The 25,113-nt window shown below is 54.3% G+C and carries 20 protein-coding genes and 1 pseudogene; 17 read left to right on the top strand and 4 right to left on the bottom strand.

Going from position 1 to position 25,113, the window contains the following annotated elements; translation table 11 throughout:
• Window positions 1–2,016: a protein-disulfide reductase DsbD family protein gene (locus tag CLV87_RS22140; RefSeq protein WP_082625810.1), complete on the bottom strand. Its 2,016-nt coding sequence runs from the start codon at window positions 2,014–2,016 to the stop codon at window positions 1–3.
• Between the two features lie 187 nt (window positions 2,017–2,203).
• A complete protein-coding gene (locus CLV87_RS22145; RefSeq protein ID WP_235872025.1) occupies window positions 2,204–3,025 on the bottom strand; it encodes a DsbA family protein in 822 nt (273 codons plus the stop codon).
• Window positions 3,026–3,175: 150 nt separating this feature from the next.
• On the opposite strand from CLV87_RS22145, the gene CLV87_RS22150 reads away from it, so the two are divergent.
• The 5 genes and pseudogenes from CLV87_RS22150 to CLV87_RS22170 all read left to right on the top strand — a co-directional run.
• Window positions 3,176–3,682, top strand: a complete 507-nt coding sequence (locus CLV87_RS22150; RefSeq protein ID WP_058314090.1) for a disulfide bond formation protein B — start codon at window positions 3,176–3,178, stop codon at window positions 3,680–3,682.
• Window positions 3,683–3,862: 180 nt separating this feature from the next.
• The gene (locus CLV87_RS22155; protein ID WP_099249497.1) at window positions 3,863–4,888 is read left to right on the top strand and encodes an IS110 family RNA-guided transposase; all 1,026 of its coding nucleotides are present in this window, start codon (window positions 3,863–3,865) and stop codon (window positions 4,886–4,888) included.
• A gap of 300 nt (window positions 4,889–5,188) precedes the next feature.
• On the top strand, window positions 5,189–6,187 hold the full coding sequence (locus tag CLV87_RS22160) for an IS30 family transposase (protein WP_166652827.1): 999 nt from the start codon (window positions 5,189–5,191) through the stop codon (window positions 6,185–6,187).
• 97 nt (window positions 6,188–6,284) lie between these two features.
• On the top strand, window positions 6,285–7,295 hold the full coding sequence (locus CLV87_RS22165; protein ID WP_099249495.1) for an IS30 family transposase: 1,011 nt from the start codon (window positions 6,285–6,287) through the stop codon (window positions 7,293–7,295).
• A 10-nt stretch (window positions 7,296–7,305) separates the two neighbouring features.
• A pseudogene (locus tag CLV87_RS22170) lies at window positions 7,306–8,079 on the top strand (IS30 family transposase); the annotation flags it as partial.
• 57 nt (window positions 8,080–8,136) lie between these two features.
• Here CLV87_RS22170 and CLV87_RS22175 read toward each other — a convergent pair.
• On the bottom strand, window positions 8,137–8,715 hold the full coding sequence (locus tag CLV87_RS22175; protein ID WP_133840881.1) for a transposase: 579 nt from the start codon (window positions 8,713–8,715) through the stop codon (window positions 8,137–8,139).
• A gap of 627 nt (window positions 8,716–9,342) precedes the next feature.
• Between CLV87_RS22175 and CLV87_RS22180 the strand changes: the two genes are divergently transcribed.
• Together CLV87_RS22180 and CLV87_RS22185 are read left to right on the top strand one after the other, a co-directional pair.
• The gene (locus CLV87_RS22180) at window positions 9,343–10,578 is read left to right on the top strand and encodes a CaiB/BaiF CoA transferase family protein (RefSeq protein WP_099249533.1); all 1,236 of its coding nucleotides are present in this window, start codon (window positions 9,343–9,345) and stop codon (window positions 10,576–10,578) included.
• A gap of 87 nt (window positions 10,579–10,665) precedes the next feature.
• Window positions 10,666–11,463, top strand: coding sequence for a helix-turn-helix domain-containing protein (locus CLV87_RS22185; protein WP_099249491.1), 798 nt, complete (start codon window positions 10,666–10,668; stop codon window positions 11,461–11,463).
• Window positions 11,464–11,488: 25 nt separating this feature from the next.
• Here the strand turns inward: CLV87_RS22185 and CLV87_RS22190 are convergent, their stop codons facing one another.
• A complete protein-coding gene (locus CLV87_RS22190) occupies window positions 11,489–12,274 on the bottom strand; it encodes an IclR family transcriptional regulator (protein ID WP_099249489.1) in 786 nt (261 codons plus the stop codon).
• Window positions 12,275–12,780: 506 nt separating this feature from the next.
• Between CLV87_RS22190 and CLV87_RS22195 the strand changes: the two genes are divergently transcribed.
• The 10 genes from CLV87_RS22195 (at window position 12,781) to CLV87_RS22240 (ending at window position 25,093) form a co-directional block, all read left to right on the top strand.
• Entirely contained in the window at window positions 12,781–13,968 is a 1,188-nt protein-coding gene (locus CLV87_RS22195) for an acetyl-CoA C-acyltransferase (RefSeq protein ID WP_304363318.1), read from the top strand.
• A gap of 14 nt (window positions 13,969–13,982) precedes the next feature.
• Window positions 13,983–16,067, top strand: coding sequence for a 3-hydroxyacyl-CoA dehydrogenase NAD-binding domain-containing protein (locus CLV87_RS22200; RefSeq protein ID WP_099249485.1), 2,085 nt, complete (start codon window positions 13,983–13,985; stop codon window positions 16,065–16,067).
• An 11-nt stretch (window positions 16,068–16,078) separates the two neighbouring features.
• The gene (locus CLV87_RS22205) at window positions 16,079–17,263 is read left to right on the top strand and encodes an acyl-CoA dehydrogenase family protein (RefSeq protein WP_099249483.1); all 1,185 of its coding nucleotides are present in this window, start codon (window positions 16,079–16,081) and stop codon (window positions 17,261–17,263) included.
• Window positions 17,217–18,350: an acyl-CoA dehydrogenase family protein gene (locus tag CLV87_RS22210; RefSeq protein ID WP_235872027.1), complete on the top strand. Its 1,134-nt coding sequence runs from the start codon at window positions 17,217–17,219 to the stop codon at window positions 18,348–18,350. Before CLV87_RS22205 ends, CLV87_RS22210 begins: the two co-directional genes overlap by 47 nt.
• Window positions 18,351–18,399: 49 nt before the next feature.
• Window positions 18,400–19,158, top strand: a complete 759-nt coding sequence (locus tag CLV87_RS22215) for an electron transfer flavoprotein subunit beta/FixA family protein (protein WP_099249479.1) — start codon at window positions 18,400–18,402, stop codon at window positions 19,156–19,158.
• Window positions 19,158–20,084: an electron transfer flavoprotein subunit alpha/FixB family protein gene (locus CLV87_RS22220; protein ID WP_099249477.1), complete on the top strand. Its 927-nt coding sequence runs from the start codon at window positions 19,158–19,160 to the stop codon at window positions 20,082–20,084. The genes CLV87_RS22215 and CLV87_RS22220 overlap by 1 nt, the downstream gene beginning before the upstream one ends.
• A 185-nt stretch (window positions 20,085–20,269) precedes the next feature.
• Window positions 20,270–21,274: a C4-dicarboxylate TRAP transporter substrate-binding protein gene (locus CLV87_RS22225; protein WP_099249475.1), complete on the top strand. Its 1,005-nt coding sequence runs from the start codon at window positions 20,270–20,272 to the stop codon at window positions 21,272–21,274.
• Window positions 21,275–21,340: 66 nt separating this feature from the next.
• Entirely contained in the window at window positions 21,341–21,973 is a 633-nt protein-coding gene (locus CLV87_RS22230; protein WP_099249473.1) for a TRAP transporter small permease subunit, read from the top strand.
• 11 nt (window positions 21,974–21,984) lie between these two features.
• Window positions 21,985–23,385: a TRAP transporter large permease gene (locus CLV87_RS22235; RefSeq protein ID WP_099249471.1), complete on the top strand. Its 1,401-nt coding sequence runs from the start codon at window positions 21,985–21,987 to the stop codon at window positions 23,383–23,385.
• Window positions 23,386–23,440: 55 nt separating this feature from the next.
• The gene (locus tag CLV87_RS22240; protein WP_099249531.1) at window positions 23,441–25,093 is read left to right on the top strand and encodes an electron transfer flavoprotein-ubiquinone oxidoreductase; all 1,653 of its coding nucleotides are present in this window, start codon (window positions 23,441–23,443) and stop codon (window positions 25,091–25,093) included.
• The last annotated feature ends 20 nt before the right edge of the window (window positions 25,094–25,113 follow it).

Raw genomic sequence — 25,113 nt, forward strand, 5'->3', positions numbered from 1 at the left:
TTATTTGTCTACGGCGAGCGCGGCGGCGTCCAATGCGTTTAGAACAGCGTCAGATGTCAGGACTTCGGACAATATGATCCCGTCCGGCGCATTCGGCCCATAGACGATGTTAAAGGGTATCCCAAACCTGTTGTGGGCCTCCAGATATCGCGAAATATCGGGATTGGGCCGCGTCCAGTCGGCCTGCATTGCGACGACTTTTTCGTCTCGCAATCGGCCAACGACCGGCACTCGGTCCAGAACAAGCGTCTTGTTTGCCTTGCAGGTCAGGCACCAATCTGCGGTGACGTCGACAAAGACCGTCTGGCCCTGAGAGATCAGTCTTGGGATTTCGGAGCGGTCGAATGTGACCCAATCCTGACCAATCTCTTTTATCGTTGGCGGGGGGGCCATGGTACCCGGAAGTGCAAGGCTGAGAACGGCAACGGCAGCCAGCGCGGCAGGTCGCGTAAATCTCCCTGGCAGCCGAATGGTGGCAAAGAGAACGAAGAACACTGCAAGTACTAGAACCGAGACGGCAACCCGGACTCCCGACACGCCCATCAGGACCCAGAGCAGCCAGATCGCGGTGCCCGCCAAAAGACCGGCAAGCACCCACTTAACGACAAGCATCCATCGGCCGGGCTTGGGCAACAGTCGGACCATGCCGGGCTTCCAGGCAAACAGCAGATAGGGCAGGGACAGCCCAAGGCCCAAAGCCGTGAACACAATGATGACATCAATTGGGCGACCGGACAGGGCAAAGGCCACCGCCGTCCCAAGGAAGGGGGCTGAACAGGGCGTTGCCAGTACCGCAGCAAAGGCACCCGTCGCGAAATCCCCGATGTAACCGTCCCGACCGCTTGATCTGGCCAGCCGCGACTGTAACCCGGAAGGCAGCGAAATCTCGAATATCCCGAACAGATTGGCGGCAAAGACAGTCAGGACCAGAAACATGATTGTCAGGAAAATAGGGTTTTGGAATTGCAGACCCCATCCCACCGTGATCCCGACGGACTGCAAGACCAAAATTCCAGCGGACAGCACCCACATGAACACCAGCACGCCAAGCGCCGACATCAGGAATCCGTTCCGAACCTCGTGTGATGGTTTGTCTCCATGATTGAGAACCGATGTCAGTTTGATGGACAGGACGGGCAGAACGCAGGGCATGACATTCAGGATCAAACCACCGAGGAGAGCAAAGGCGGCGATCGCCAGTATCTGCGCCAGATCAGGCAGGTTCGCCACAAGCTCGAAAGGCGCATCCGGGACGGTATTTGACCACTCAGGCATGGCCGTCACGGCGCGTGACCCGTCTGTCACCGTAACTTGCAACGGTGGCAATTGTTCTTCACTGGCCAAGAGGGGCAATTTTGCCCAAAGTTCCGTTCCCGCGTTATTCGTTCGGATGTCCGGCTTTCCGAAGGTAAATGTCGGTCCCATTTCCGGGAATACGTCCGGGTTCACAAAGGCGTTTGCACTGCGCGCTGTGACGTAGAGCGCGCCATCGGCGATTACAGCCGTCTCGACCTCGATGTCAGCCGCATCGGGACCAAGCGGCACCCGTTCGGCAAACTCGGAGATAAGCGCAGCGGAGGCCGCATCAATTCCAGCGCCAGCCGGGATCGTCAGAGCTAGGTTGAAATCATGGGGCACGCACACGGTCGAGCAGGTTAACAGCGTGACTCCCGCCTGAAGCTCGACCGCCTGTCCGGCTGTTTCAAGAACCGCCTGGATGGGAAGGACAACACGTTTGTTGTACCCGAAATTCTCGATCCCGAATGCTGTGAAACGCTCAGGCGCAGGCCAGAGTATCTGTGCCGTCGCCAGGTTTGTCGATCCATCCCACGAGATTTCAGGCGGCAGACCGACCTCGCCGGGTGAGCGCCAATAGGCTTTCCAGCCCTCGGCCAGCTTGATGTCGAGGCCGAGTGACAAAGTTCCGGAATTCGTCGCAACGCCATTTTCGACAGAGATAAGCCGCGCTGAAATCGCCGTGTTCTCGTAAGTATCAGTTGACGCTGCGACGCTCATGGATGCCCAGAGACACGCCATCAACGCCAAAACAAGACACCACGGGGCTCGCAACATCATTTGGGGCGCTTTCGTCGTTGTTGCTCAAAAGCAGGCGCAGATCCCTGGGCCAACCTATTGGCGGCGGAATTTTTGCGACAGTTCCTAAGGCCCCGAAGGAGACGGGCATGGCAAATCCAATTAGGCTCTACACTGAAACACATACCACGCCCCAACCTTCTTCGCGTTCCAGTTCGACGATCTGTCCGATCATTTTGTCGCTGATCTGGCCTTGAACGACGGTACGACCAATCACAAGCGCAGGTGTGCCTACAAAGGCAAAGACCCGGGCAAGAGCCGCACTATTTTCCAGTTCTTGGGCAATCTCGGCGCTTTCCATGTCGGCAACCAATTGGGTGCCATCAACACCAAGATCATCCGAAAGTCGACGGAGATACTCGGGCGTTGCTTGAAATGGGCTCTTCATCAACCTCTCATGGAACGCGACGTAGGCCCCTTGTCGTTTTGCCGCTAACGCGGCTTTGGCGGCCAGGTTCGAGCTATCTCCGAGCAACGGAAGCTCATGCCATGCGACCACAACCTCGTCATCCATCTCTTGTGACATATCCGCCAGACGTTTGGTTTGCACTCGGCAGAAAGGACAGTAATAATCTGAGAACGAGGCCATCGGAATCTTCGATGCAGTCGTTTCAAGACCCCCATAGAGCGCACCACAAATATCTTCGGAAACCCTCTTCAGGGCCGCGGCTTTCCGTGCTGTCGCCTCAGCACTGTCAACGTTGCCCAAACCTACGAATGGGTCAAATCCGCCTGAAGTCTCTCCCGCCACATATTTTCGAAAACCAATCGGAGTGTCGAGCGGAACGAGTTCGAGCCTTTCGGGCAGCAAAGAGGGCACCGTACGGAGGGCAGTGTAACCCGCTAAGATCGCACCGATCGTCAATAGCGTTGATTGCTTCTTGGTGTCCATCCTCAGCCGTAAATTGGGGTCGCATTGGCGGTCAATCATACCGTCTCAACTTGCGACGCGTCAACTTTACAAACCGATACAATATTATTCGTGAAAACATAGCATTGCGGAGATAGTCAAGCGATCGGAGGTTGAGTGCAAATGCATCTTCAGCCTCTGGCGATATTGCTGTCATGAACGGATTAAAGCTTGAGCTATTCGGGAAAACAAATTGGTCTTCTCGCGGCTGCTGGGTCGGCGGCTTTGCTCTTTGCAGCTTTCGTGTTTCAGGCTTTGGGCTATGCACCCTGCGCGATGTGCATTTGGCAGCGGTATCCGCATGTAGTTGCAATCGGCATGGGTCTGCTTTTGACGATGGGGCTACCGATAATTCCACTCTTGCTCATCGGCGCAGCTTCTGCGGCAACGACTGCGGCACTCGGCGTCTTCCACACGGGTGTCGAACGGGATTGGTGGGAAGGGCCTACGTCCTGTACGGGATCCGGGCTCGACATGAGCTCAATGTCGGCCGAGGACCTTTTGTCTACCGATGGGGCATCTAACTTAGTCATGTGCGATCAGGTGGCATGGGAATTTCTAACTTTGTCGATGGCCAGTTGGAACGCATTGTTAAGTCTGGTGCTTGCGGGGCTATGGGTGTTCGCATTCGCGATGCGTCAAAGTAACAGCGCCGGGCCAAGTCTCACTTCACCATGACCCCTGAGGCTCAGTCGCCAAAAACACCATTCAAGTATCCCAATTTTACATAATAAACCTTATCAGTTTTTTGTTTGTGTAGCCGGCACATTCTAAACTGATGGATTGGATGCCCCTCCTGCCGGTTCATTATTGAACCGTCCGAGTAGTTTCTGCTCGGGTAAATTGCAGGAGGAAGAAATGACTGAACTATTCATTGTTGGTGTCGACTTGGCGAAACGCGTTTTCCAAGTTCATGGTGTCACATCCACCGGTGAAGTTTTGCTGCGAAAAAAGCTGAGCCGTGCCCAGTTCGCCAGATTTCTCGCGGAGATACCGCCTTGCATTGTTGCGATGGAAGCATGTGCATCGGCTCACTACTGGGGTCGAGAAGCACATTCTGCGGGTCATGAGGTGCGGCTGGTACCAGCTGCTTACGTGAAGCCGTTCGTTAAACGGCACAAGAGTGATGCTGTTGATGCTGAAGCCATTTCGGAAGCGGCCTTGCGGCCATCAATGCGGTTTGTACCGGTTAAGACCCCGGAGCAGCAGGCTCAGGCAATGCTGTTTCGCACTCGGGAGACATTCGTTCGTCAGCGAACGCAAACTATCAACGCGTTGCGTGCGCATCTTGCGGAATTCGGGGTTATCCTTCGGCTCAGAATCCGCAATCCAGACACATTTAGGCGTGAGGTCGACGAAAAGGTCGTAGCGTTGCCGGAACTGGCCCGATCCTTGGCAGAGCGCCTATTGGAACAGATCGCAACGATTAGCGAACAGGTCTCTGCTCTCGATCTGGACATCAAGGCACATGCCAGGTCCTCTCACGACGCACAATTGATGCAAACCATGCCCGGCGTTGGTCCGATGTCTGCGATGGCGGTTGAAGCCTTTTGCCCGCCAGTGAAGAACTTCCGAAGCGGGCGCGATTTCGCTGCGTGGCTAGGTCTCGTTCCTCGGCAACATTCCACTGGTGGCAAGGAACGGCTGGGACGCGTGACAAAGATGGGCCAGAAGGATGTGAGGCGGCTACTGATCATCGGTGCGATGTCTGTGATCAACTCGATTGAACGACGAAAGCGTTGTGTCGAACCCTGGCTCGCCCGTATGCTTGAGACACGGCCCAGAATGGTCGTGGCGGTCGCATTGGCAAATCGTATGGCGAGACGGCTTTGGGCAATGCTGACGACAGGCCAACAATACCGAATTCCGGGCGCTGCTGTGTAACGCAGATCCCGGATTCCGGCAGGTATGTGAGGACGAAAGGATCGAATAAGGAAAGCGGATCGACGAGATCGAGTTTGGGAAAACCAGTGCAACCCTTCGCGGCTTTGAGCCCGATAAACTGATTTGGACCCGAGCTCGCGCATCTCCATAAGGGCCAGCGGTCACTTGCACCGCACAAACAGGCCGGACACGTGACAGCACCCGATCATGCTATCCAGACCTCGAAACTTCCCTCTCATAGACCGGGGCATCCACACGTGGGTTGCGACAAATTCCCTATCTTGCTGAAAAGCAAGGAGAATGGAATTGGCACACACAGAGTTGGATTTGCGTGAACGTCGCGCGATTGAGGATATGTTGAATGCAAAGATGGCGGTGAGCAAGATAGCAACCCACCTGGGCCGCCATCGTTCGGCGATCTACCGTGAGATCAAACGCAATCATTTTGCCGACGGAGAACTGCCGTATCTAAGTGGGTATTACGGTGTGAATGCCCAAAGAAATGCGTCAGATCGGCGAGCGCGGCGCCGTAAACTGATCCGCCTGGATGACCTGCGCGCTCATGTGGTTGATCGGTTGATCGAAGGCTGGACACCGGAGCAGATCGCGGGCCGTCTTGGTCACGACAACCAACCCATCCGCGTCAGTCATGAGACGATTTACGCGTATGTCTATAGCGCCGAAGGCCAATCCGCACAGCTTGCCCGCTACCTGCCCAGCCGGAGAAAGAAACGGCTGCCTCGATATGCCAGACGCCGGCGCGGCCAGGTGTTTCCGCCAGAGCGTTCGATCCATCAACGCCCAGACCACGTGAAGACCCGCACGAGGTTTGGCGATTGGGAAGGTGATCTGATGATCTTTGAGAAGAAGACCGGCAATATGAATGTGGCGTCCTTGGTCGAGCGGAAAACCCGATATGCGGTTTTGTTCAGGAACAACAACCGCAGCTCGAAACATGTCATGACGTCGATTTTGAATGTTCTGGAACCCCTGCCCCAGCCCGCGCGTAAATCGATCACATTTGATCGTGGTTTTGAGTTTCGAGACTGGCGGCGGCTGAAGACAGAAATCGGAACCGAAAGCTGGTTCTGTGATCCGCAAGCGCCCTGGCAAAAAGGATCTGTTGAAGAGCTGAACAAACGGGCGCGCAGATATTTACCGCGGGATACGCAAGTGGCGGCTCTCACAAATCGCAACATGAAGGCGATTTGTGACCGCCTCAACGAGACACCCAGAAAGTGCCTCGGATGGCGAACTCCAACGGAAGTATTCCGAGAAGAGATGATGAAACTGAGATAGCGGAAACCGTCGCAACGACCCTTGAGTCAACACCGGTGGATTCACAAACGAAGTGCAAATTCTTTACGAATACAGAGAGTTGCATGGAGTATGAAGAATGGGACACCACTACTGTCACCTGAAGCTGGACGAACGACGCAAGCTAGCAAAGTGGCTTGAAGCGAAAATGCCGGTTTCGGAGATCGCGGATAGATTGGGCCGTGACCCTTCCACGATTTACCGAGACATCAAGCTGAACCGATACACAGACGACGAATTGCCGGAGCTGAATGGATACTACGCTCTGAACGCTCAGGACATGTATGAGAAGCGTCGCGCTGTTCATCGCAAGATGGTCGTTCATCCTGAACTCAAGGCTGCCATCGAGGACAGGCTCAGAGCTGGCTGGTCGCCTGAACAGATAGCCGGACGCATGCGACTTGAACGCCGTCCGATCCGTGTGAGCCATGAGACGATCTATCGTTTTGCATACTCCAAAGATGGCCGCGAGGAGCAGTTCTTTCGCCACCTGCCCGAACATCGCCGACGTCGCAGGCCACGCGGCTACCGCAGGCACAATCGAACGCATATCTTCGACGTTCAAAGCCTGTCACACAGGCCTGACCGCATCTCAGCACGCGCTGAGTTCGGCCACTGGGAATGCGATCTGATGATGTTCCGCAAGGAACATGGGAAGGTCAACGTGACGTCGCTGGTCGAACGCGTCAGCCGCTTCGCTGTCGTGATGCGTAACGAAGACCGCCAGTCCAAACCGATCATGGAGGCACTGATCCAGGGCCTGGCTCCCCTGCCCGCCGATGCGCGTCAATCGATCACCTTCGATCGCGGTACCGAGTTCTCCGCCTGGAAGCACCTCAAAGCCGGGATCGGAGCGGATGCGTGGTTCTGTGATCCACAAGCGCCGTATCAGAAAGGTACCGTGGAAAACACGAACAACAGATTGCGGCGGTATCTCCCCAGATCAACCGAACCGACGGCGCTGACAAATCGATATTTGAGGTCGATTTGCCATCGCCTCAAGTCCACACCGCGCAAGTGCTTGGGCTACTACACCCCGGCGGAGATCTTCGAGACTAAGCTGATGGAAATTCAGAACCGATTGGAATAAATAGACATATCAGAAACTGCACTTCACCGTGAGTTCACATCAGCGTGTCATCGCGCGCCTTATGAATGGCTGGACGCCCGCGCAGATTGGCAATCGGATGATCTATGAAGGTGCTAAGCTGCGTGTCTGCCAGGAAACAATCTACCGCTACATCTATTCCAAGGAAGGTATGGCACAGGAGCTGTGGTGGTATCTGCCTGAGCATCGCAAGTCCCGTAGACCACGTCGTGCCAGAAAGCGTCAGGCTCCAAAATTTGATCGAGATGTCAGCATTCTCTTTCGACCTGATGATGTTGCCCACAGACGCCAGTTTGGTCATTGGGAAGCTGACTTGATCCTGTTCAAACAGAAGCTTGGACAATCTAATGTCACATCGCTGGTCGAGCGCGTTAGCCGCTTCACAGTGTTGTTGAAGAACCCCAACAAGCGCACGAAGCCTGTCATGGGAAAGATCATGAAAGCTGTCCGTGACCTGCCCCACCTAGCGCAGAAATCCATCACGTTTGACCGCGGAAGCGAGTTTGTCAGCTGGCCGCACCTACAGGCTGAGATCGGAACGCAGACCTGGTTCTGTGATCCATCCAGTCCGTGGCAGAAAGGCACCGTTGAAAACACCAACCGCCGGGTACGAAGATGGTTGCCCCGCAAGCGTGACATCAGGACGATGAAAGATCACGACCTGAAGATGCTCTGTGACCGCCTCAACAACACGCCCCGCAAGTGCCTCGGATGGAAGACACCGGCGGAGGTCTTCAGAGAAAAGATGTTGGAGGAATTGCGGTGATACCCCTACCCTGAAGCCAACAAAAGTCGCGGTTCAAGTATCGCTCACACTGGAATTTTACTCCGGCACTTTTGGGGATTTTTGCTCCGGCGTTGACATTCCGTCGATCTTGCGGCGGATATCCCGCGTCAGGCGACCAAGCCAGGTGCGCATCTTTCGCAGCCAGCGCAGGCCTTGCCTGTGACCGCGACCATTGAGAAGCCGCGAGGCCGCGCGCCCGGCCTGCCGCATCAGCCTGGAAAACGACTGACGCAGCTTCACCCCGTGGCGCCTCGCCAGCCGGTTCAGCCATTCGGTAGCGCGAAGCAACAGATGGCTGTCGGTCGGGTGCGCTACAGCTTTGGTCTGAACGGTCGTGTCCACGGTGATCCGCGACAGTTGCCGCTCGCTTACTGCGCCGGTCTGCACCGCCACCGAGAGCGTCTCGGCCGGCAAGAGCTCCATCTCGTCGGCCCCGATCCGCTTGCGCCAGCGCGGCATCGAAGCTCGGTCGAAAGGCAACCGGTGCCGGAAATGCGTCTCGCCGCAGAAGGCCTGGAAATACGGATTTTCCACCCAAACCGCACAGAGTTCCTCGTCCGAGAGCCCCTTCATGTGCTTGATAAGATGCAGCCCGACCATGAGCCGGGTGCGCAAGCCACACCGACCCTTGCGGTCGTGGTAATACCGCCCGAACGCATCGTCGAAGCGATTCCAGTCGATCAGTTCGGTCAGACGGATAGTTCGTGCCGGAGTCGAGGATCGCCTCCAGCGAGGAGCGGAACAGATCGTGGCTCGACGGCTCGGGCTTCTTCGGACGCATGGTTTTCCCCAACATCGGTTGCTGTCCCCAGCAGCTCACCATAATCCGCGAAGGACCGGAATCCCTCTCGCGCATGCGAGTACGAAATCACAAGGTTTTCACAGAAAATCACCCGAAACCTTGCGATTCACAATACTTCCCAGCAAGGTAAAACAGATATACATCAATGCCTTGTGAGAAAATCACGGGCGACTATCTCTTCTGGCTTCGGTCGCTTGTTCGCCATTCTTGGTCCTCCGTTTCCTAAACATAGGGGCGGACCAGATCAATTGGGGAGGCCCAACCTAGGGTAGTGCCGAATTTCAGAGTCGAGGAATCACTTGCAATTAGTCTGAAGGAGTGGCATTCACCCAGTGAACCAATAGTTCATTAGGTGAGCTTAGCTACTGCTTATAGCTGGCGTTTTTATGAATTTGCACCTTTTGAACGAACGATACCGATTAATCGAGAGGGCACTTCTCATGGAGTCATCCAGCAATCACCCCAACACCGCTCTCGCAGGTGTGAAAGTACTTGACCTAAGCCGTGTCCTTGCAGGGCCTTGGGCAACACAAATTCTTGCGGACCTTGGTGCTGAGGTATTCAAGATTGAAAACCCCAAAGGGGGTGATGACACGCGGGTTTGGGGGCCCCCGTTTGTAGACGACGAAGTCAACAATCGACGTGACGCGGCTTATTACACCTGTGCCAACCGAAATAAGGAATCTGTCTGCATTGATCTTTCCAAGCCTGACGGCGCGGAACTGATAAAACGGCTTGCTGCCGAGGCAGATATATTGGTTGAAAATTTCAAGGTTGGTGGCCTTAAAAAATATGGCTTGGACTATGACAGCATAAAAGAGGTCAATCCGAGAATTGTTTATTGCTCTGTTACCGGGTTTAGTCAGTCAGGGCCGTATGCCCACCGCCCTGGGTATGATTTCTTGCTGCAAGGCATGGGCGGCTTGATGAGTATCACTGGGAATTCTGATGAAGGCGAGCCGTTGAAAGCTGGTGTGGCGGTCTGCGATTTGTTCACTGGCATGTATGCCGCTGTAGCAATTTTGGCTGCTCTAAACCACCAAAGGGTCACCGGTGAAGGGCAGCACCTGGACTGCTCTCTAATGGCGTCTCAAGTCGCAATGCTCGCCAATCAAGGGGCAAGTTTTCTAATTGGAGGTCAAGTTCCGAAGCAGATGGGAAACAAGCATCCTAGCGTCGTGCCCTACCAGGTTTTCCCGGTGGCAGATGGGCACGTCATCATTACTTGCGGAAACGATCGTCAATTCGCAGCGATGTGCAAGGAAATCGCTCCCCCTGGATTTGCCGAAGATCCTCGTTTTGCTACAAATGAAATGCGTATTTTGAACCGTGATGCTTTGGAAAGTGAGATCATTAATTTCCTGTCCTGCTTCACACGTTCCGAAATACTGATGCTGCTGGAAAATTGTGGTGTTCCTGCGGGTCCGATCAACTCAATTTCAGACGTTTTCGATGATCCGCAAGTTCAGGAAATGGGAATGCGAATAGATTTGGATCGAAAAGATGGTCAGAAAATTCCGACGGTCGCATTTCCGGTGCAAATGAGTGCAACACCTGCCGCTTACCTAAAAGCGCCGCCCACACTAGGAGCAGACACAGCTGAGGTTTTGGAACGCAGGCTGAATCTTTCAAAAAGGGAAATTTCAGAATTGCGGTCAGCGGGAGTCTTAGGTTGATATGCCTGGTTGGATCAACGGCGCGCGCGTAGACATGTTGCAACGGGCGTCAGGGCAAGGTCGCATCTAAAAAATTCAGGAGTGAAAATGACATCATACAAACCGGTAACTGCGTCACTCCGAGTCTTGGATGTCTTGAATGCTACGAACCAACTTGGCGAAAAAGCCTCAGTGTCCAATATCGTCGAAGAAACAGGATTGGATAAGGCGACCACGATCCGAATGCTGCAAACTCTGATTCATGCTGGCTACGTTTTGCAGGATCATGATCGAATATATAGACCTACTGGAAAAACTCTTGGACTAAGTTCAGGGTTTGTTAAACACAAAGTAATTTCTGGCCACCTTTCACTACCCCTGAAAAGCCTTTGTGAGACTATCGATTGGCCCTCAGATTTGGCAGTGCGGGATGGCGATGAAATGATGATTATTTCGTCATCCCGTTTTGGTGGTGCATTGTCGTTCAATCGCCAACCAAACCATCGCGCCCCTATCTTGCCAACGTCACTCGGGCTTGCATATCTCGCTTATTGCCCCGAAGAGGAAAGGGAAGAATTAATTGATCGGATTGGAAATGGTTTCGATTCAGGAACTGTTCTGCCTGGCGAACCAGTCGCGCTGAATACTGTTCTAAACACTGTCCGGGAGCAGGGATTTGCAACCACAGACAAAGCGTATAGGGAGCGCGAATTTCAAAATAGAATTGAAGGGATGGGTGTGCCGATTTTGGTAAATGGGGCTGCCGTTGCTGCAATCAATGTAATTTATCTTCGGAGCGCTATAACTTTTGAGCAGGCCCAAAAGTTGCTTTTGCCAAAGTTGCAAATGGCGGCACGGGAAATGGGCCAAGTTCTGCAGGAAAGCGGATCTTTCTCAAGCCTTTAGGTGCCTCAAAATTGATTGACAATTGCTATGCGCCTCCGAGCTCGGCGGCTGCTTGTTTGAGTTTTTCCCCGTAACTTCCATGCAGCATTTGAGGTTCAACCAAGAATGACGGCCCCCCGATATTCAATCCATAAATAGACGTTCCGTCCAGGGATCTTATGGGGGCAGCAATTGCGTTAATTTCCCTTTTCCAGCCTCCGAAGCTTGTGCAATAACCATATGTCTCATAGTCCCGAACTGCCTGATCAACGCTCTGTTCCATTCGTTGCTTGTGTTCTGGGAACTCTCTGATACCCGCAGACAAAATCTCTTCGCGCTTTTCCTTTGTTTCGCCAGCTAGTATGGCGCGCCCAACAGCCGAATAGAAAATCGGAAGTCGGCTGCCGACTTCAATAGTGATAGCGATGGCTTGTCTGGACCTGCTGGTGGCCAAATATATTGCGCGTGTTCCGCTGCGTTCCGCAAGGGCAACCGTGATATAAGGGTTGGGACCGTCACTAGCTCGATCCATGATTTCCCGACTGCGTTCTATAATGTTCACTGCGGCGATAACGCTGAATCCAAGTTCAAGAACCCGAGCCGCAAGGCGATATTCGCCGCTAGTTTCATCCCGATACAAATGCCCAGTTTTGGTCAAAGTATGTGTGAGACGCGAAACGGTGGGGCGTGCCAAACCAGTTCGTGCGGAGACCTCTAGGTTGGAGAGATAGCGATCTTCGGTCTTGAAGCACTCCAATACCGCGAGCCCGCGCGATAACGCGGTCACAAACTGCCGGTCGTTTTCTACATCCTGGTTCAGAACATTGTCCATCGATCAACTGCCAACTTTCTCATAACGCAATTTTTCGCCAACCTTAACGTCAACTTAGGAAAGTGCAAGTGAATTTCGCAGTGCGAACGGGTACCTAGTTCCGAATCGGTTGTGTAAGGTGTCCGATTGCGGAGGGCGTAGGTTCTTCCGGGAAAGATTTATCCTGTTTAGGTGCGCCGTCTTCGCTTGAGTATCGTAAGTCCGTTATCAACTCTCAAATAAAATCAATAAAACCATATGCTTGGAGTCATTGGCCCAAACCAATGGTTCGAGCGAATTCTTTTTTTTGCCCTCATTATTAGAGCCGTCACTAGATATTTTTTCCAATGGGTTGACGTACGTGGTCGTCACAATTATCAATTTCGCTAAGCGGACACCTCGGCTGCATAGCGAAACATCATGTTTGCAATGGTTACCTCCCTGTAATGCTGAGGTCCCGCACCTATACCGGCGATCCGTAGCGACAAAGCAGCGGCAAGCCCTACGAGAGGATTGGCTATTAGATGCTGGAAGCATATATTTTTGATGGTTTGAGAAGCCCATTTGGGCGTCATGCAGGTGCGTTGTCCGGCATCCGTCCCGACGACCTAGCTGCACAGGTTATGTCTGCAGTGGTTGCGCGGTCTGAACTGCCAAGTGATCGGATCGAAGATGTTATCCTTGGTAACGTTTGCCAGTCCGGCGAGGACAGCCGAAATATTGCACGCTATGCGTCATTGCTGAGCGGCATTCGCGTCGAGGCGGGTGGCCTGACAGTGAACCGTTTGTGCGGTTCTGGTATGTCTGCGGTACTGGATGCCGCGCGCTGCGTAACTGTCGGCGACGCCGACCTGTACCTCGCTGGCGGTGTTGAAAGCATGACGCGCTCGCCTTTCGTCGTGGCGAAATCTGAAAGCGCTTGGAACCGTGCACCAAAGATTTTTGATTCAGCGATCGGAACGCGTTTCCCAAATCCGCGCATTGCCGAAATGTTCGGTGAATACGCGATGCCAGAGACCGCTGATAATGTCGCCAAAGAGTATGAAATTGAACGCGACGCCTGTGACGCGTTCGCATTCAACAGTCAGCAAAAGTTTGAAGCCGCGCGTGCCGATGGTTTTTTCGAAGGTGAGATTACACCGATCACGATCAAAGGTCGCAAAGGCAAGGAAACTATCGTTGATGCCGATGAGCATCCACGCCCCGAAACGTCCCTTGAGAAGATGTCCTCCCTGCGCACTCTCTATCAAGGTGGCGTGACGACTGCGGCGAATGCCTCCGGTGTCAACGATGGTGCTGCAGCACTTATGATCGGGTCAAAGTCACTCAAGGCTCAGCCGCGCGCGCGCATCGTGTCCGGTGCCGTCGCTGGTGTACCACCACGCATTATGGGCATTGGTCCGGCCTATGCTGTTCCTAAGGCATTGGAGCGTGCCGGTCTGACAATGAACGACATGGACCTGATTGAAATCAATGAAGCTTTCGCAAGTCAAGTTCTGTCTTGCTGTAAAGCGCTGGATTTGAATCCGAACGACGAACGTCTGAACCCGAATGGTGGTGCCATTGCAGTTGGTCACCCGCTTGGCGCGTCCGGTGGTCGGATTGTTCTGACGGCTCTGCGCCAGCTCGAACGCACCGGCTGCCGGTTTGCGTGCCTCTCCATGTGTACCGGGGTGGGCCAAGGCATCGCAATGATCATTGAGCGTCTGGACTAAAGGGTACTATTTCGATGTCACATTCCGAAACACAAGCGGTGCGGACCGAGGTTGTTGGCAAGGCCGGGTTGATCATTCTGAATAACCCACCTGTCAATGCTTTGGGCCTTAAGCTTCGCGAAGGTATTGTAGATGCACTGAGTGAACTGAATGGTGATGCAAATGTCGAAGCCATCGTCATTTATGGAGAAGGCAAAGCGATCTCTGCAGGCGCGGATATCACTGAATTTGGCAAAACGCCAAAGCTGCCAACGCTGCCCGAAGTTGTGAACGCGATCGAAACAAGCGAAAAGCCTGTTGCGACTGTCCTGCACGGTGTCGCTTTGGGTGGCGGCTTGGAGGTTTGCCTCGCGAGCCACGCGCGCGTGGCTTTGAAGGGTACCCTGCTTGGCCTTCCAGAAGTGACACTTGGCCTGTTGCCAGGCGCGGGTGGCACACAGCGACTGACGCGTCTTGTTGATCTTGAAACTGCGATCGACCTGATCACAAGTGGGCGCAAGGTTGACGCAGCAAAGGCTCTTGAAATTGGTCTGGTGGATCAGATCGGTCAGGGCGCGCCGCGTGATGTAGCGCTGAAAGCGGCAAACGACATCATTGAAGGCGACCTGAAAACACGCGTGACCGGCGAACTCACAGCTGAGATCGATGTCGATGTTCTTGCGGCAGCGCAGGAAAAATACGACCGTAAACGCCCGAAATTGATCGCACCTATCAAAGCCGTCGAGGCCGCGTCGCACGCGGCAAAGCCAATTCAAGAAGGCGCGAAGCTAGAACGTGAACTGTTCCTGGAACTGATGGAAAGCCCAGATCGTCAGGGTCTTATCCATGCCTTTAGCGCCGAACGCGCAACGCGTCAGTTCCCAGAAGCCGGTGCACAGCCGCGCGCCTGCGACACAGCTGGTGTGATCGGTGGCGGCACCATGGGTGTCGGCATTGCGACCGCTATGCTCTTGGCTGGCATCACTGTCACGATCCTTGAAACTTCGACAGAACGTGCAGACAACGCGAAAGCAGCGATTGAGAAGAACCTCGCTTCAGCAGTAAAGCGTGGCAAACTCAGCGAGAAAGCTCGCGATGAGCGCCTTGCTTCATTGAGCGCGAGCGCTGACCTAACAGACCTTTCGGATGTCGATGTCGTTGTAGAAGCGGTGTTTGAAGATCTGGCTGTAAAGACTGAAATCTTCCAGAAGCTGGATAAAATCTGCAAGCCTGGCGCGGTTCTCGGCACGAACACATCTTACCTTGATGTGAACGATATTGCTGCAGCCACATCACGGCCAGAGTCGGTTGTTGGTCTGCATTTCTTCTCGCCCGCGCATATCATGCGACTGCTGGAAGTCGTGGTTGCAGACAAAACCACAGATGACGTTGTCGCTACTGCATTGGCAATGGCCGCGCGCATGAAAAAAGTTGCGGTGCGTTCTGGTGTCTGCGATGGCTTTATCGGCAACCGCATTCTGGCACACTACCGCAAGGTCGCTGACTATTTGCTGTTGGACGGTAACTCCTTTGAGCAAGTCGACAAAGCGCTTGAAGACTTTGGCTTTGCAATGGGGCCATTTGCCGTGGGCGACCTGGCCGGTCTGGATATCGGCTGGGCGACCCGCAAACGCAAAGCGCCGACCCGTCCTGCGGAAGAGCGTTATGTGACCATTGCAGATCATATCTGCGAAAACGGCTGGTTCGGACGTAAAACCGGTCGCGGCTACTACCTTTACGGCGACAGTAAATCGCGCGAACCTAACCCGGATGTTGTTGAAATCGTTGAGCAAGTTCGTGCTTCTGAAGGTATCGAACCGCGCGCGGTTTCCGATGAAGAAATCGTTTCTCGATATATGACAGCCATGATTTCTGAGGCCTCTCGCGTGGTCGAGGAAGGCATCGCATTACGCCCAATCGATGTCGATGCAGTCTTCCTGTTCGGCTACGGCTTCCCGCGTCATCTTGGCGGGCCATTGAACTATGCAGACCGCGTGGGCGCCGCCCAGCTGGTTGCGCAAATTGAAACCTATGCAAAAGAAGACCCGCATTATTGGCAAGTGCCATCACTGCTTCAAAAGCTGGCGGATTCTAACGGCAGTTTTGCCGATCTAAACTAAAGAGGCTCGCAATGGATCTTGAATTCAACGAAACGGAACTCGCATTTCGCGATGAGGTTCGCGCCTTTATGCGGTCCGAATTGCCGGAAGATATTTCTCGCAAGGTGATTTCCGGTAACGAGCTGACGCGCGATGACTATATGCGTTGGCAAGCGATTTTGAACGCCAAGGGTTGGCTGGCCACGACGTGGGAAGAAGAATATGGCGGCCCAGGTTGGGATGCCGTGCAACGCCACATCTTCTCAGAAGAGTCCGCCCTTCACGGTGCGCCGCGCATGCCACCGTTTGGTCTTGCAATGATGGGGCCAGTTCTCATCAAATTCGGAACTGAAGAGCAAAAATCCACGTTGCTTCCGCGCATTTTGGACGGGTCGGACTGGTGGTGTCAGGGCTTCTCTGAGCCAGGTGCAGGGTCTGATCTGGCCAGCATGAAAATGCGTGCTGAGCGGGACGGGGACGAATATGTCCTGAACGGTCAGAAAACTTGGACGACTCTTGGTCAATACGCCAACAAGATTTTCTGTCTGGTGCGGACTGCGTCAGAAGGCAAGCCACAGGCAAGCATTAGCTTCTTGCTCGTTGATTTGGACACACCTGGCGTTGAAATGCGCCCAATTCGTCTGATTGACGGTGGATATGAGGTTAACGAGGTCTTCTTCACAGACGTCCGCGTGCCAGTTGAAAACCTGGTTGGCAACGAAAACGAAGGCTGGACGATCGCGAAATACCTGCTGACCCACGAGCGCACCAACATCGCTGGGGTTGGGTTCTCGATCATGGATCTTGAACGCTACAAGACGCTGGCGCAGGAAATCAAACGTGACGGAATGCAACTGTCAGATCACCCAATTTATGCAGCGCGTGCTGCGGCAATTGAAGCTGATCTGGAAGCACTGCGCATTACGAACCTGCGCATTCTCGCGGAAACAAGGGATGGATCTGCTGGTGGTGTTGGCAGCTCGATGTTGAAACTCAAGGGCACCCAAGTGCGTCAAGAGCTTCAGGATCTCTATCGCTCGGCCATTGGCCCTCGCGCAGCGACGCTCTCAAGCGGCCTGTCCCACAACGAAATGTCTGTACCTTACGACGCTGGTCAAGCGGCGCAGGTCTACTTCCTACATCGCAAGCTGTCGATATTTGGCGGCTCAAATGAAATTCAACGCAACATCGTTGCCAAAGAAATGTTCCGGGACTAATTCGATGGACTTTAATCTTTCCGAAGATCACCAACTTCTGTCCAATACGTTGAACCGTTTTTTGGGCGATAACTACGACATTGAGAAGCGTAACGAAGCCGGCTTCACAGCACCCTACCACCTCCAAGACATGTGGAACGGTCTTGCCGAACTTGGTGTAATCGGCGCTCTTGTCAGTGAAGAAAAAGGCGGTTTTGGCGGTAGCGCTGAAGATATCTCCGTTGTTTTTGAAGAGCTTGGGCGCAGCCTGTGTGTGGAACCAATGCTGGGCACGCTTTTGGCGCTGCGTGTGCTTTCTGACCACGGTCAGGATGAGCGTGTAGAGCAAATCATTTCCGGTGAATCTCGCGCCGCACTCGCGGTCTATGAACCGAATATGAGTTGCGATTTGTCCGCTATGGAAGCCACTGCAGTTGAGCAAGACGGCGTTTGGCGTCTGAACGGGCGCAAATCCGCAATCTACGGTGCGCCTGGTTCTGATTTTGTTGTGGTTGCGGCTAAGACAGAATCCGGTACAGGACTGTTTTTTCTGGAAAATCCAGTTCTGATCTGCGCGGCCATGGTCGATGGCGGCGGCGTTGCTGATCTGGTTATGGAAAATACGGCTGCTGAATGCCTTGCTTTGGATGCTGAGACCTCTTTGACAAGTGCCCTTGATCTTGGTCGCATTGCGCTTTGCGCAGAAGCGGTAGGTGCCATGTCTGCTCTGCAAGATCTTACTGTGGATTACCTCAAGCAACGTAAACAATTTGGCACAACACTGAGCAGCTTCCAGGCGCTTCAGCACCGCGCGGTGAATATGCAAATCGAGATTGAGCAATGCCGCTCGATTGTGATCTCCGCTGTTGGCCAATTCGGTCAGCCCGGGGGCGAGCGAAATGTTTCCATGGCGAAAAACCTGATTGGACGCGCGGGCAGATTGATGTCGGAAGAGTCCATTCAGCTGCATGGCGGCATTGGCATGACCTGGGAATACCCTGGTGCGCACTTCGCCAAGCGTCTGGTGATGATTGACCACCAGTTGGGCGATCAAAACGATCATGCCATGCGCCTGATTGCGACGGGCGCGAAGCAGCTAGTGGATTGAAAATAAACAAAAAATTTACGGATGTGAAACAGCTCAGAGAGGACGCATCATGAAGGCCTTGGTACCTGTCAAACGCGTGATTGACTACAACGTAAAGGTTCGCGTTAAGGCGGACGGGAGCGGTGTGGATCTCGCGAATGTAAAAATGTCTATGAACCCCTTCGACGAAATTGCAGTCGAAGAAGCCATCCGCCTGAAAGAGGCCGGAAAAGTAGACGAAATCGTTGCCGTTTCCATCGGAGTGAAACAGGCGCAGGAGACTCTTCGCACTGCGCTTGCGATGGGGGCAGACCGCGCCATTTTGGTTGTGGCGACAGACGACGTGCATGCTGACATTGAACCGCTTGCCGTTGCGAAAATCCTGAAAGCCATCGTGGATGAAGAACAACCGGGTCTGGTTCTTTGCGGCAAACAGGCGATCGACAACGACATGAACGCCACCGGCCAGATGCTGTCTGCACTGCTGGGCTGGTCACAAGCGACCTTTGCCTCTGAAGTTGATGTCGAAGGCAACAGCGCCAAGATCACCCGCGAGGTGGATGGTGGTCTTCAGACCATCTCTGTGAAGATGCCCGCGATTGTCACGGTTGACCTGCGTCTGAACGAACCGCGCTATGCCTCCCTGCCAAACATCATGAAGGCAAAGAAAAAGCCTTTGGATGAAAAGAGCGCAGCGGATTACGGCGTGGATGTTTCTCCGCGTTTGGAAGTGGTGAAGACCGAAGAGCCTGCGCAGCGCGCGGCTGGTATCACTGTTGGCTCCGTGGATGAGCTGATCGAGAAACTCAAAGAAGCGGGGGCTGTGTAATGGCTGTACTTCTTCTGGCGGAAGTCACTGGCGGCGAGCTGGCGATGGACGCAACCGCAAAAGCAGTAACTGCAGCGCAAGCGCTGGGTGACGTGACGGTTCTGGCGGCTGGCGCTTCTGCGGCAGCAGCGGGCGACGCGGCGGCGAAAATCGCAGGCGTGTCCAAGGTTCTGGTTGCGGAAGACGCTTCCTTGGGTCACCGCTTGGCGGAACCAACAGCGGCTTTGATCGCATCCCTGGCGGGCGACTACGAGCACATCGTTGCTCCTGCGACCACAGACGCAAAAAACATCCTGCCCCGCGTTGCGGCACTTCTGGATGTGATGATCATCTCTGACGCAACGGCTGTTGTGGACGGCGCGACTTTCGAGCGTCCGATCTACGCAGGCAACGCGATCCAGACCATGAAATCATCTGACGCGAAGAAGGTCATAACCTTCCGGACTGCAAACTTTGACGCAGCGGGCGAAGGCGGTTCTGCTTCCGTGGAAACCATCTCGGCAGCTGACAACCCAGGTCTGTCTGAGTGGGTTGAAAACAAGGTTGCCAAAAGCGATCGTCCAGAGCTGACTTCTGCGGGCATCGTGGTTTCTGGCGGTCGGGGTGTTGGGTCTGAAGAAGACTTTGCACTGATCGAAACGCTGGCGGACAAACTGGGTGCGGCCGTTGGCGCGTCCCGTGCGGCGGTGGATTCAGGCTATGCGGCGAATGATCTGCAGGTCGGTCAGACCGGCAAGGTCGTGGCGCCAGAACTTTACGTCGCGGTGGGCATCTCCGGTGCGATCCAGCATTTGGCGGGAATGAAGGATTCCAAGGTGATCGTCGCGATCAACAAGGATGAAGAAGCCCCTATCTTCCAAGTCGCAGACTTCGGACTAGTCGCAGACCTCTTCGATGCCGTGCCAGAACTCACTCAAAAGCTCTGAAGCTTGGAGGCCAAGATTAATAGAATTTTGCCGGCTTTTTATCCAATCAAAGCGATTGAAGGTCGGCGAATACCAAGGTGATGCGCACCTCAGAAAGAGAACTTCGCATCACCAACATTTATACCAGTGCGTTGCGCTCCGCATAAGTAAAGAGCGTTCAAACAATGTCTATCGGGAGAGAGACCATGAACATAAAACTAGCACTGAGTGGTGTTGTAATGATGGCCTTTGCGACGGAAGCCGCGGCCACGGAATGGAATGTATCCGTATGGGGTAAGCGCCGTTCTTTCACAGAGCACATCGAAAAACTGAGTGAACTCGTGTCGGCGAAAACCAACGGTGAGTTCACTATGAATATTTCCTACGGTGGTTTGTCCAAGAACCGCGAAAACCTCGACGGTATCTCTATTGGTGCCTTCGAAATGGCGCAGTTCTGCGCGGGTTATCACCGTGACAAAAACCCAACAATCACAGCACTTGAACTGCCATTCCTCGGCATTGGCTCTCTTGAAGAAGAGATTGCCGTTTCCATGGCCGTTTACAACCACCCATCCACCATCGAAGATCTTGCACGTTGGAACGCAAAGCTGGTCATGCCAAGCCCAATGCCGCAGTATAACCTAGTTGGTGTTGGTGAAGCACCGAGCTCTCTGGACGATTTTGAAGGCATGCGCATCCGTGCGACTGGCGGTATCGGCCAGGCTTTCTCTGAAATCGGTGCGGTACCAACCTCTGTGACAGCGACCGAAGCATACAATGCGATGCAATCCGGCGTTGTGGACAGCGTTGCCTTCGCTGAACACGCGCATATCGCATACCGCATTCTGGAAAACGGTGACTGGTGGACAACCAACCTGAACCCAGGCGTTGTGAACTGCCCGGTTGTGGTGAACATAGACGCATATGATGCATTGTCTGATGCGCACCGCGAAGCGCTGGATTCCTCTATCGATGAGGCTCTGCAGCACTACTTGGCAGAATACGCCAAGATCTTTGACCGTTGGGACGCCGCAATGACAGAATACGGCATCGAGCCAGTGACATTCTCTGATGAACAAGCCAATGCTTTCCGCGAAATGGCCGCTGGTCCAGTGCGCGACGCATGGCTTGAGAAAATGTCTTCTATCAACGTACCAGGACAGGAGCTGATCGATCTGATCAACGCGACACTGTCTGAGGTTCGTCAGTAAAACGTCAACCCTGATCGCCAGCTCGTTTTAACGGGCTGGCAATTTTTTTATGAAGGGGAAACTCTCATGGCAGGCTCAGCTTCTGTTCTGGAAGATCACTCACTGTTAAGTCGGTTAGACCGAACTCTCAATTTCACTGAGCGTCAGTTGGCTATCGTCTGCGGTCTGGCGACGTTGTCATTGATGCTTCTTGCAACGGTTTCCGTGGCAGGGCGCATGTTCTTTAACGCACCGCTTCCAGGCTATATCGATTGGATTGAGCAGATCATGCCAGTGATTGCCTTCATGGCAATTTCATACACGCAGCGCGACGGTGGCCATATCCGTATGGACATTCTCGTTGGCCGGTTGCGTGGTCGGGTTTTGTGGCTTTTCGAATTGGTGACAACGATTGCCATTTTCATCCTCGTCATCGCGCTGATTTATGGGTCATGGGCGCATTTCGAAAGAAGTTTCGATTTCGCACGTCCAATGTGGAGCAATGACAGCTCCATCGATATTTCCCTGCCGCTTTGGCCTGCCAAACTCTTGGCGCCAGTGGCCTTTTCTGTGCTTGCCTTGCGGCTGGTCCTGCAAATCTACGCTTACGGCAAAGCCTTCTTCCTAAACATAAGCGAACCAATCGCAATACCGTTGGTTCAAAGCGCTGCAGAACAAGCCGCTGAAGAAGCGAAGCATGTTTCTGGCAGCCAAACGTAGTGAGACTACTTATGGAACCGATTGAAATTGGACTGGCGGTATCCGCCGGAATGTTGCTCCTTGTTATTGCAGGGATGCGCGTCGCTTTCGCGGCTGGCCTCGCAGGGCTGGTCGGGTTGATCTGGATTTTTTGGGCACGCTTTGGCTATGCACCTGAACAGTTTGGCAAAGCGCTTACGATCTCTCTGAAGACCGCGGGGCAGGTGCCGCACTCAAAAGTTGCAAGCCAAGCTCTATCATTGATCCCGACCTTCATCCTCATTGGCTACTTGGCCTATTACGCTGGCTTGACCCGCGCGATTTTCGAATTGGCAAAACGCTGGGTTGGCTGGCTGCCAGGCGGTTTGGCCGTCTCGACTGTCTTTGCAACAGCTGGTTTTGCTGCGGTGTCTGGCGCATCGGTTGCGACCTCTGCGGTTTTTGCGCGTATCGCGATCCCTGAAATGCTGAAGCTGGGCTATGACAAGCGCTTTGCGGCGGGTGTTGTTGCTGCGGGTGGTACCTTGGCAAGCTTGATCCCGCCATCGGCCATCTTGGTGATCTATGCCATCATCGTGGAACAAGACGTTGGTAAGCTGCTTTTGGCGGGCTTTATCCCGGGGGCTTTCTCGGCTGTGGTTTATGGTGCGCTGATCGTCGGCATGGCTTTGACCTTCCGCAATTTTGGCCCACCGGTAAAAGGCTTTACATGGCGCGAGCGTTTTGAAGCCGTGCCGGCTGCGTTCCCGATTTTCTTTGTGATCGGTATTATCATTCTCTTCATCTACAACCCAATCGGCGACAAAGCCTGGGGTACCCCAACTGAGGGCGGCGCGCTGGGTGCGTTTGTTGTCTTCTTGATGGCGCTTTACCGCAAAATGAGCTGGAGTCAGCTGAAAGACGCGCTTGTGGAAACGGCAAAACTGTCAGCGATGATCTTCACCATCATTTGGGGCGTTTTGATCTACGTGCGCTTCCTGGGCTTTGCGGACCTTCCTGGCGCGTTTTCGGACTGGATTTCCGGTTTGCAGCAAGACCCAATGGTGACACTGATCATGATCCTATTGGCCTATGCGGTGCTTGGCATGTTCATGGACGCAATTGGCATGCTCTTGTTAACCTTGCCGGTGGTCTATCCTGCTGTGATGGCGCTGAATGGTGGCGAAACAGTGGCTGCCGCAGACAGTGCCTTTGGCATGAGTGGCCCGATGTGTGCGATCTGGTTCGGTATTTTGGTTGTGAAGATGGCCGAGTTCTGCCTCATCACGCCTCCCATCGGATTGAACTGCTTTGTGGTCGCAGGTGTCAGAGATGATATCTCCGTACAAGATGTGTTCCGTGGTGTGACGCCGTTCTTCGTCGCAGACGCACTAACAATCGCAGGCCTTGTGATGTTCCCTTGGATCGTGCTCTGGCTACCAAGCCTGACCTAACGTTCTGAACACACAGAGTTTGTGAAAGCCCCACCTAAGTAAGAAGGAAGCCATGATGGCCGAGATCGAACGCGAAGCGATGGAGTATGACGTCGTCATCGTAGGTGCAGGCCCCGCGGGCCTGTCTGCGGCGATCCGCCTGAAGCAACTCGACGCCGATCTGGACGTCGTGGTGCTGGAAAAAGGTTCGGAAGTCGGGGCGCATGTCCTGTCCGGCGCGGTGCTGGACCCATGCGGTCTGGATAAGCTGATTCCGGACTGGAAGGAAAAGGGCGCGCCGCTGAACACGCCTGTGAAGGAAGACAATTTCTACATGCTGGGTGAGGCGGGCGAGATCCGTATCCCCAACTTCCCGATGCCGCCGCTGATGAACAACCACGGCAACTACATCGTGTCGATGGGCAACGTCTGCCGTTGGATGGCCGAGCAAGCCGAAGGTCTGGGTGTGGAAATCTTCCCGGGCATGGCCTGTTCGGAACTGGTTTACGGCGACAATGGCGAAGTCAAAGGCGTGGTTGCCGGTGTGTTCGGGCTCGAGCCCGACGGATCGATCGGTGAAGGCACAGAGCCGGGGATGGAGCTGCACGGCAAATACGTGTTCATCTCGGAAGGTGTGCGCGGATCGCTCGCGAAAGAGATCATCGGCAAATACAATCTGCAAGCCGGGAAAGAGCCGCAGAAATTCGGCGTCGGCATGAAAGAAATCTGGGAGATCGTCCCGGCCAAACACAAGGAAGGCACCGTCACCCACACCATGGGTTGGCCGCTGGGCGGCAACGCCGGGGGTGGCTCGTTCGTCTATCACCTGGACAACAACCAGGTCTATGTCGGTTTCGTGGTGCACCTGAACTACAAGAACCCGCACATGTTCCCCTACATGGAATTCCAGCGCTTCAAGCATCACCCGATGATTGCTGAGCTTTTGGAGGGCGGCAAACGTGTGGCTTACGGCGCGCGTGCAATCTCGGAAGGCGGATATCAGTCGATGCCCAAGATGGTGGCACCGGGCGTGGCTCTGCTGGGCTGCTCGGTCGGCATGGTCAACGTGCCGCGCATCAAGGGCAATCACAACGCGATGCTCTCGGGCATGGCGGCGGCCGAGGCAGCTCACGCTGCCATCGGCGAAGACCGCTCGGCGGATGAGCTGAACGACTACGAGACCAAAGTGCGCACCGGCGAGATCGGCAAGGACCTCAAGAAAGTCCGCAATGTCAAGCCGATGTGGTCCAAGTGGGGCATGTTGGTGTCGCTGGCCCTGGGTGGCTTTGACATGTGGTTCCAGACCCTCCTTGGCTTCTCGCTCTTTGGCACGATGAGCCACGGCAAAACCGATGCCGAGGCGACCGAGGCGGCTGATAAGCATAAGGTCATCGACTATCCGAAACCGGACGGCAAAATCAGCTTTGACCGGTTGACCAACGTGTCCTTTGCGATGACCAACCACGAGGAAAGCCAGCCGTGTCACCTGCGTCTGAAGGACGACAGCATTCCGGTGAGTGTCAACCTGCCCAAGTACGCTGAGCCGGCGCAGCGCTACTGCCCGGCAGGTGTGTACGAGGTTGTTGAAGAAGAGGGCAAGGAGCCGCGGTTCGTGGTGAACTTCCAGAACTGCGTGCACTGCAAGACCTGCGATATCAAGGACCCGAGCCAGAATATCACCTGGCTCACCCCGCAGGGCGGCGACGGCCCGAATTATCCGAATATGTGAACTTTGGCTCCCAACAGGTA

Source organism: Pelagimonas phthalicica (assembly GCF_004364805.1).
Lineage (GTDB): Bacteria > Pseudomonadota > Alphaproteobacteria > Rhodobacterales > Rhodobacteraceae > Pelagimonas > Pelagimonas phthalicica.

Bases quoted from the DNA above. Each gene is read 5' to 3' on its own strand.
- CLV87_RS22235 (WP_099249471.1), top strand. From the start codon at position 21,985: ATGGAACCGATTGAAATTGGACTGGCGGTATCCGCCGGAATGTTGCTC.
- CLV87_RS22140 (WP_082625810.1), bottom strand. From the start codon at position 2,016: ATGAGCGTCGCAGCGTCAACTGATACTTACGAGAACACGGCGATTTCA.
- CLV87_RS22190 (WP_099249489.1), bottom strand. From the start codon at position 12,274: ATGGACAATGTTCTGAACCAGGATGTAGAAAACGACCGGCAGTTTGTG.
- CLV87_RS22145 (WP_235872025.1), bottom strand. From the start codon at position 3,025: ATGATTGACCGCCAATGCGACCCCAATTTACGGCTGAGGATGGACACC.
- CLV87_RS22210 (WP_235872027.1), top strand. From the start codon at position 17,217: ATGAAATTCAACGCAACATCGTTGCCAAAGAAATGTTCCGGGACTAAT.
- CLV87_RS22220 (WP_099249477.1), top strand. From the start codon at position 19,158: ATGGCTGTACTTCTTCTGGCGGAAGTCACTGGCGGCGAGCTGGCGATG.
- CLV87_RS22185 (WP_099249491.1), top strand. From the start codon at position 10,666: ATGACATCATACAAACCGGTAACTGCGTCACTCCGAGTCTTGGATGTC.
- CLV87_RS22160 (WP_166652827.1), top strand. From the start codon at position 5,189: ATGGAATTGGCACACACAGAGTTGGATTTGCGTGAACGTCGCGCGATT.
- CLV87_RS22180 (WP_099249533.1), top strand. From the start codon at position 9,343: ATGGAGTCATCCAGCAATCACCCCAACACCGCTCTCGCAGGTGTGAAA.
- CLV87_RS22165 (WP_099249495.1), top strand. From the start codon at position 6,285: ATGGGACACCACTACTGTCACCTGAAGCTGGACGAACGACGCAAGCTA.
- CLV87_RS22225 (WP_099249475.1), top strand. From the start codon at position 20,270: ATGAACATAAAACTAGCACTGAGTGGTGTTGTAATGATGGCCTTTGCG.
- CLV87_RS22205 (WP_099249483.1), top strand. From the start codon at position 16,079: ATGGATCTTGAATTCAACGAAACGGAACTCGCATTTCGCGATGAGGTT.
- CLV87_RS22155 (WP_099249497.1), top strand. From the start codon at position 3,863: ATGACTGAACTATTCATTGTTGGTGTCGACTTGGCGAAACGCGTTTTC.
- CLV87_RS22200 (WP_099249485.1), top strand. From the start codon at position 13,983: ATGTCACATTCCGAAACACAAGCGGTGCGGACCGAGGTTGTTGGCAAG.
- CLV87_RS22230 (WP_099249473.1), top strand. From the start codon at position 21,341: ATGGCAGGCTCAGCTTCTGTTCTGGAAGATCACTCACTGTTAAGTCGG.
- CLV87_RS22215 (WP_099249479.1), top strand. From the start codon at position 18,400: ATGAAGGCCTTGGTACCTGTCAAACGCGTGATTGACTACAACGTAAAG.
- CLV87_RS22240 (WP_099249531.1), top strand. From the start codon at position 23,441: ATGGCCGAGATCGAACGCGAAGCGATGGAGTATGACGTCGTCATCGTA.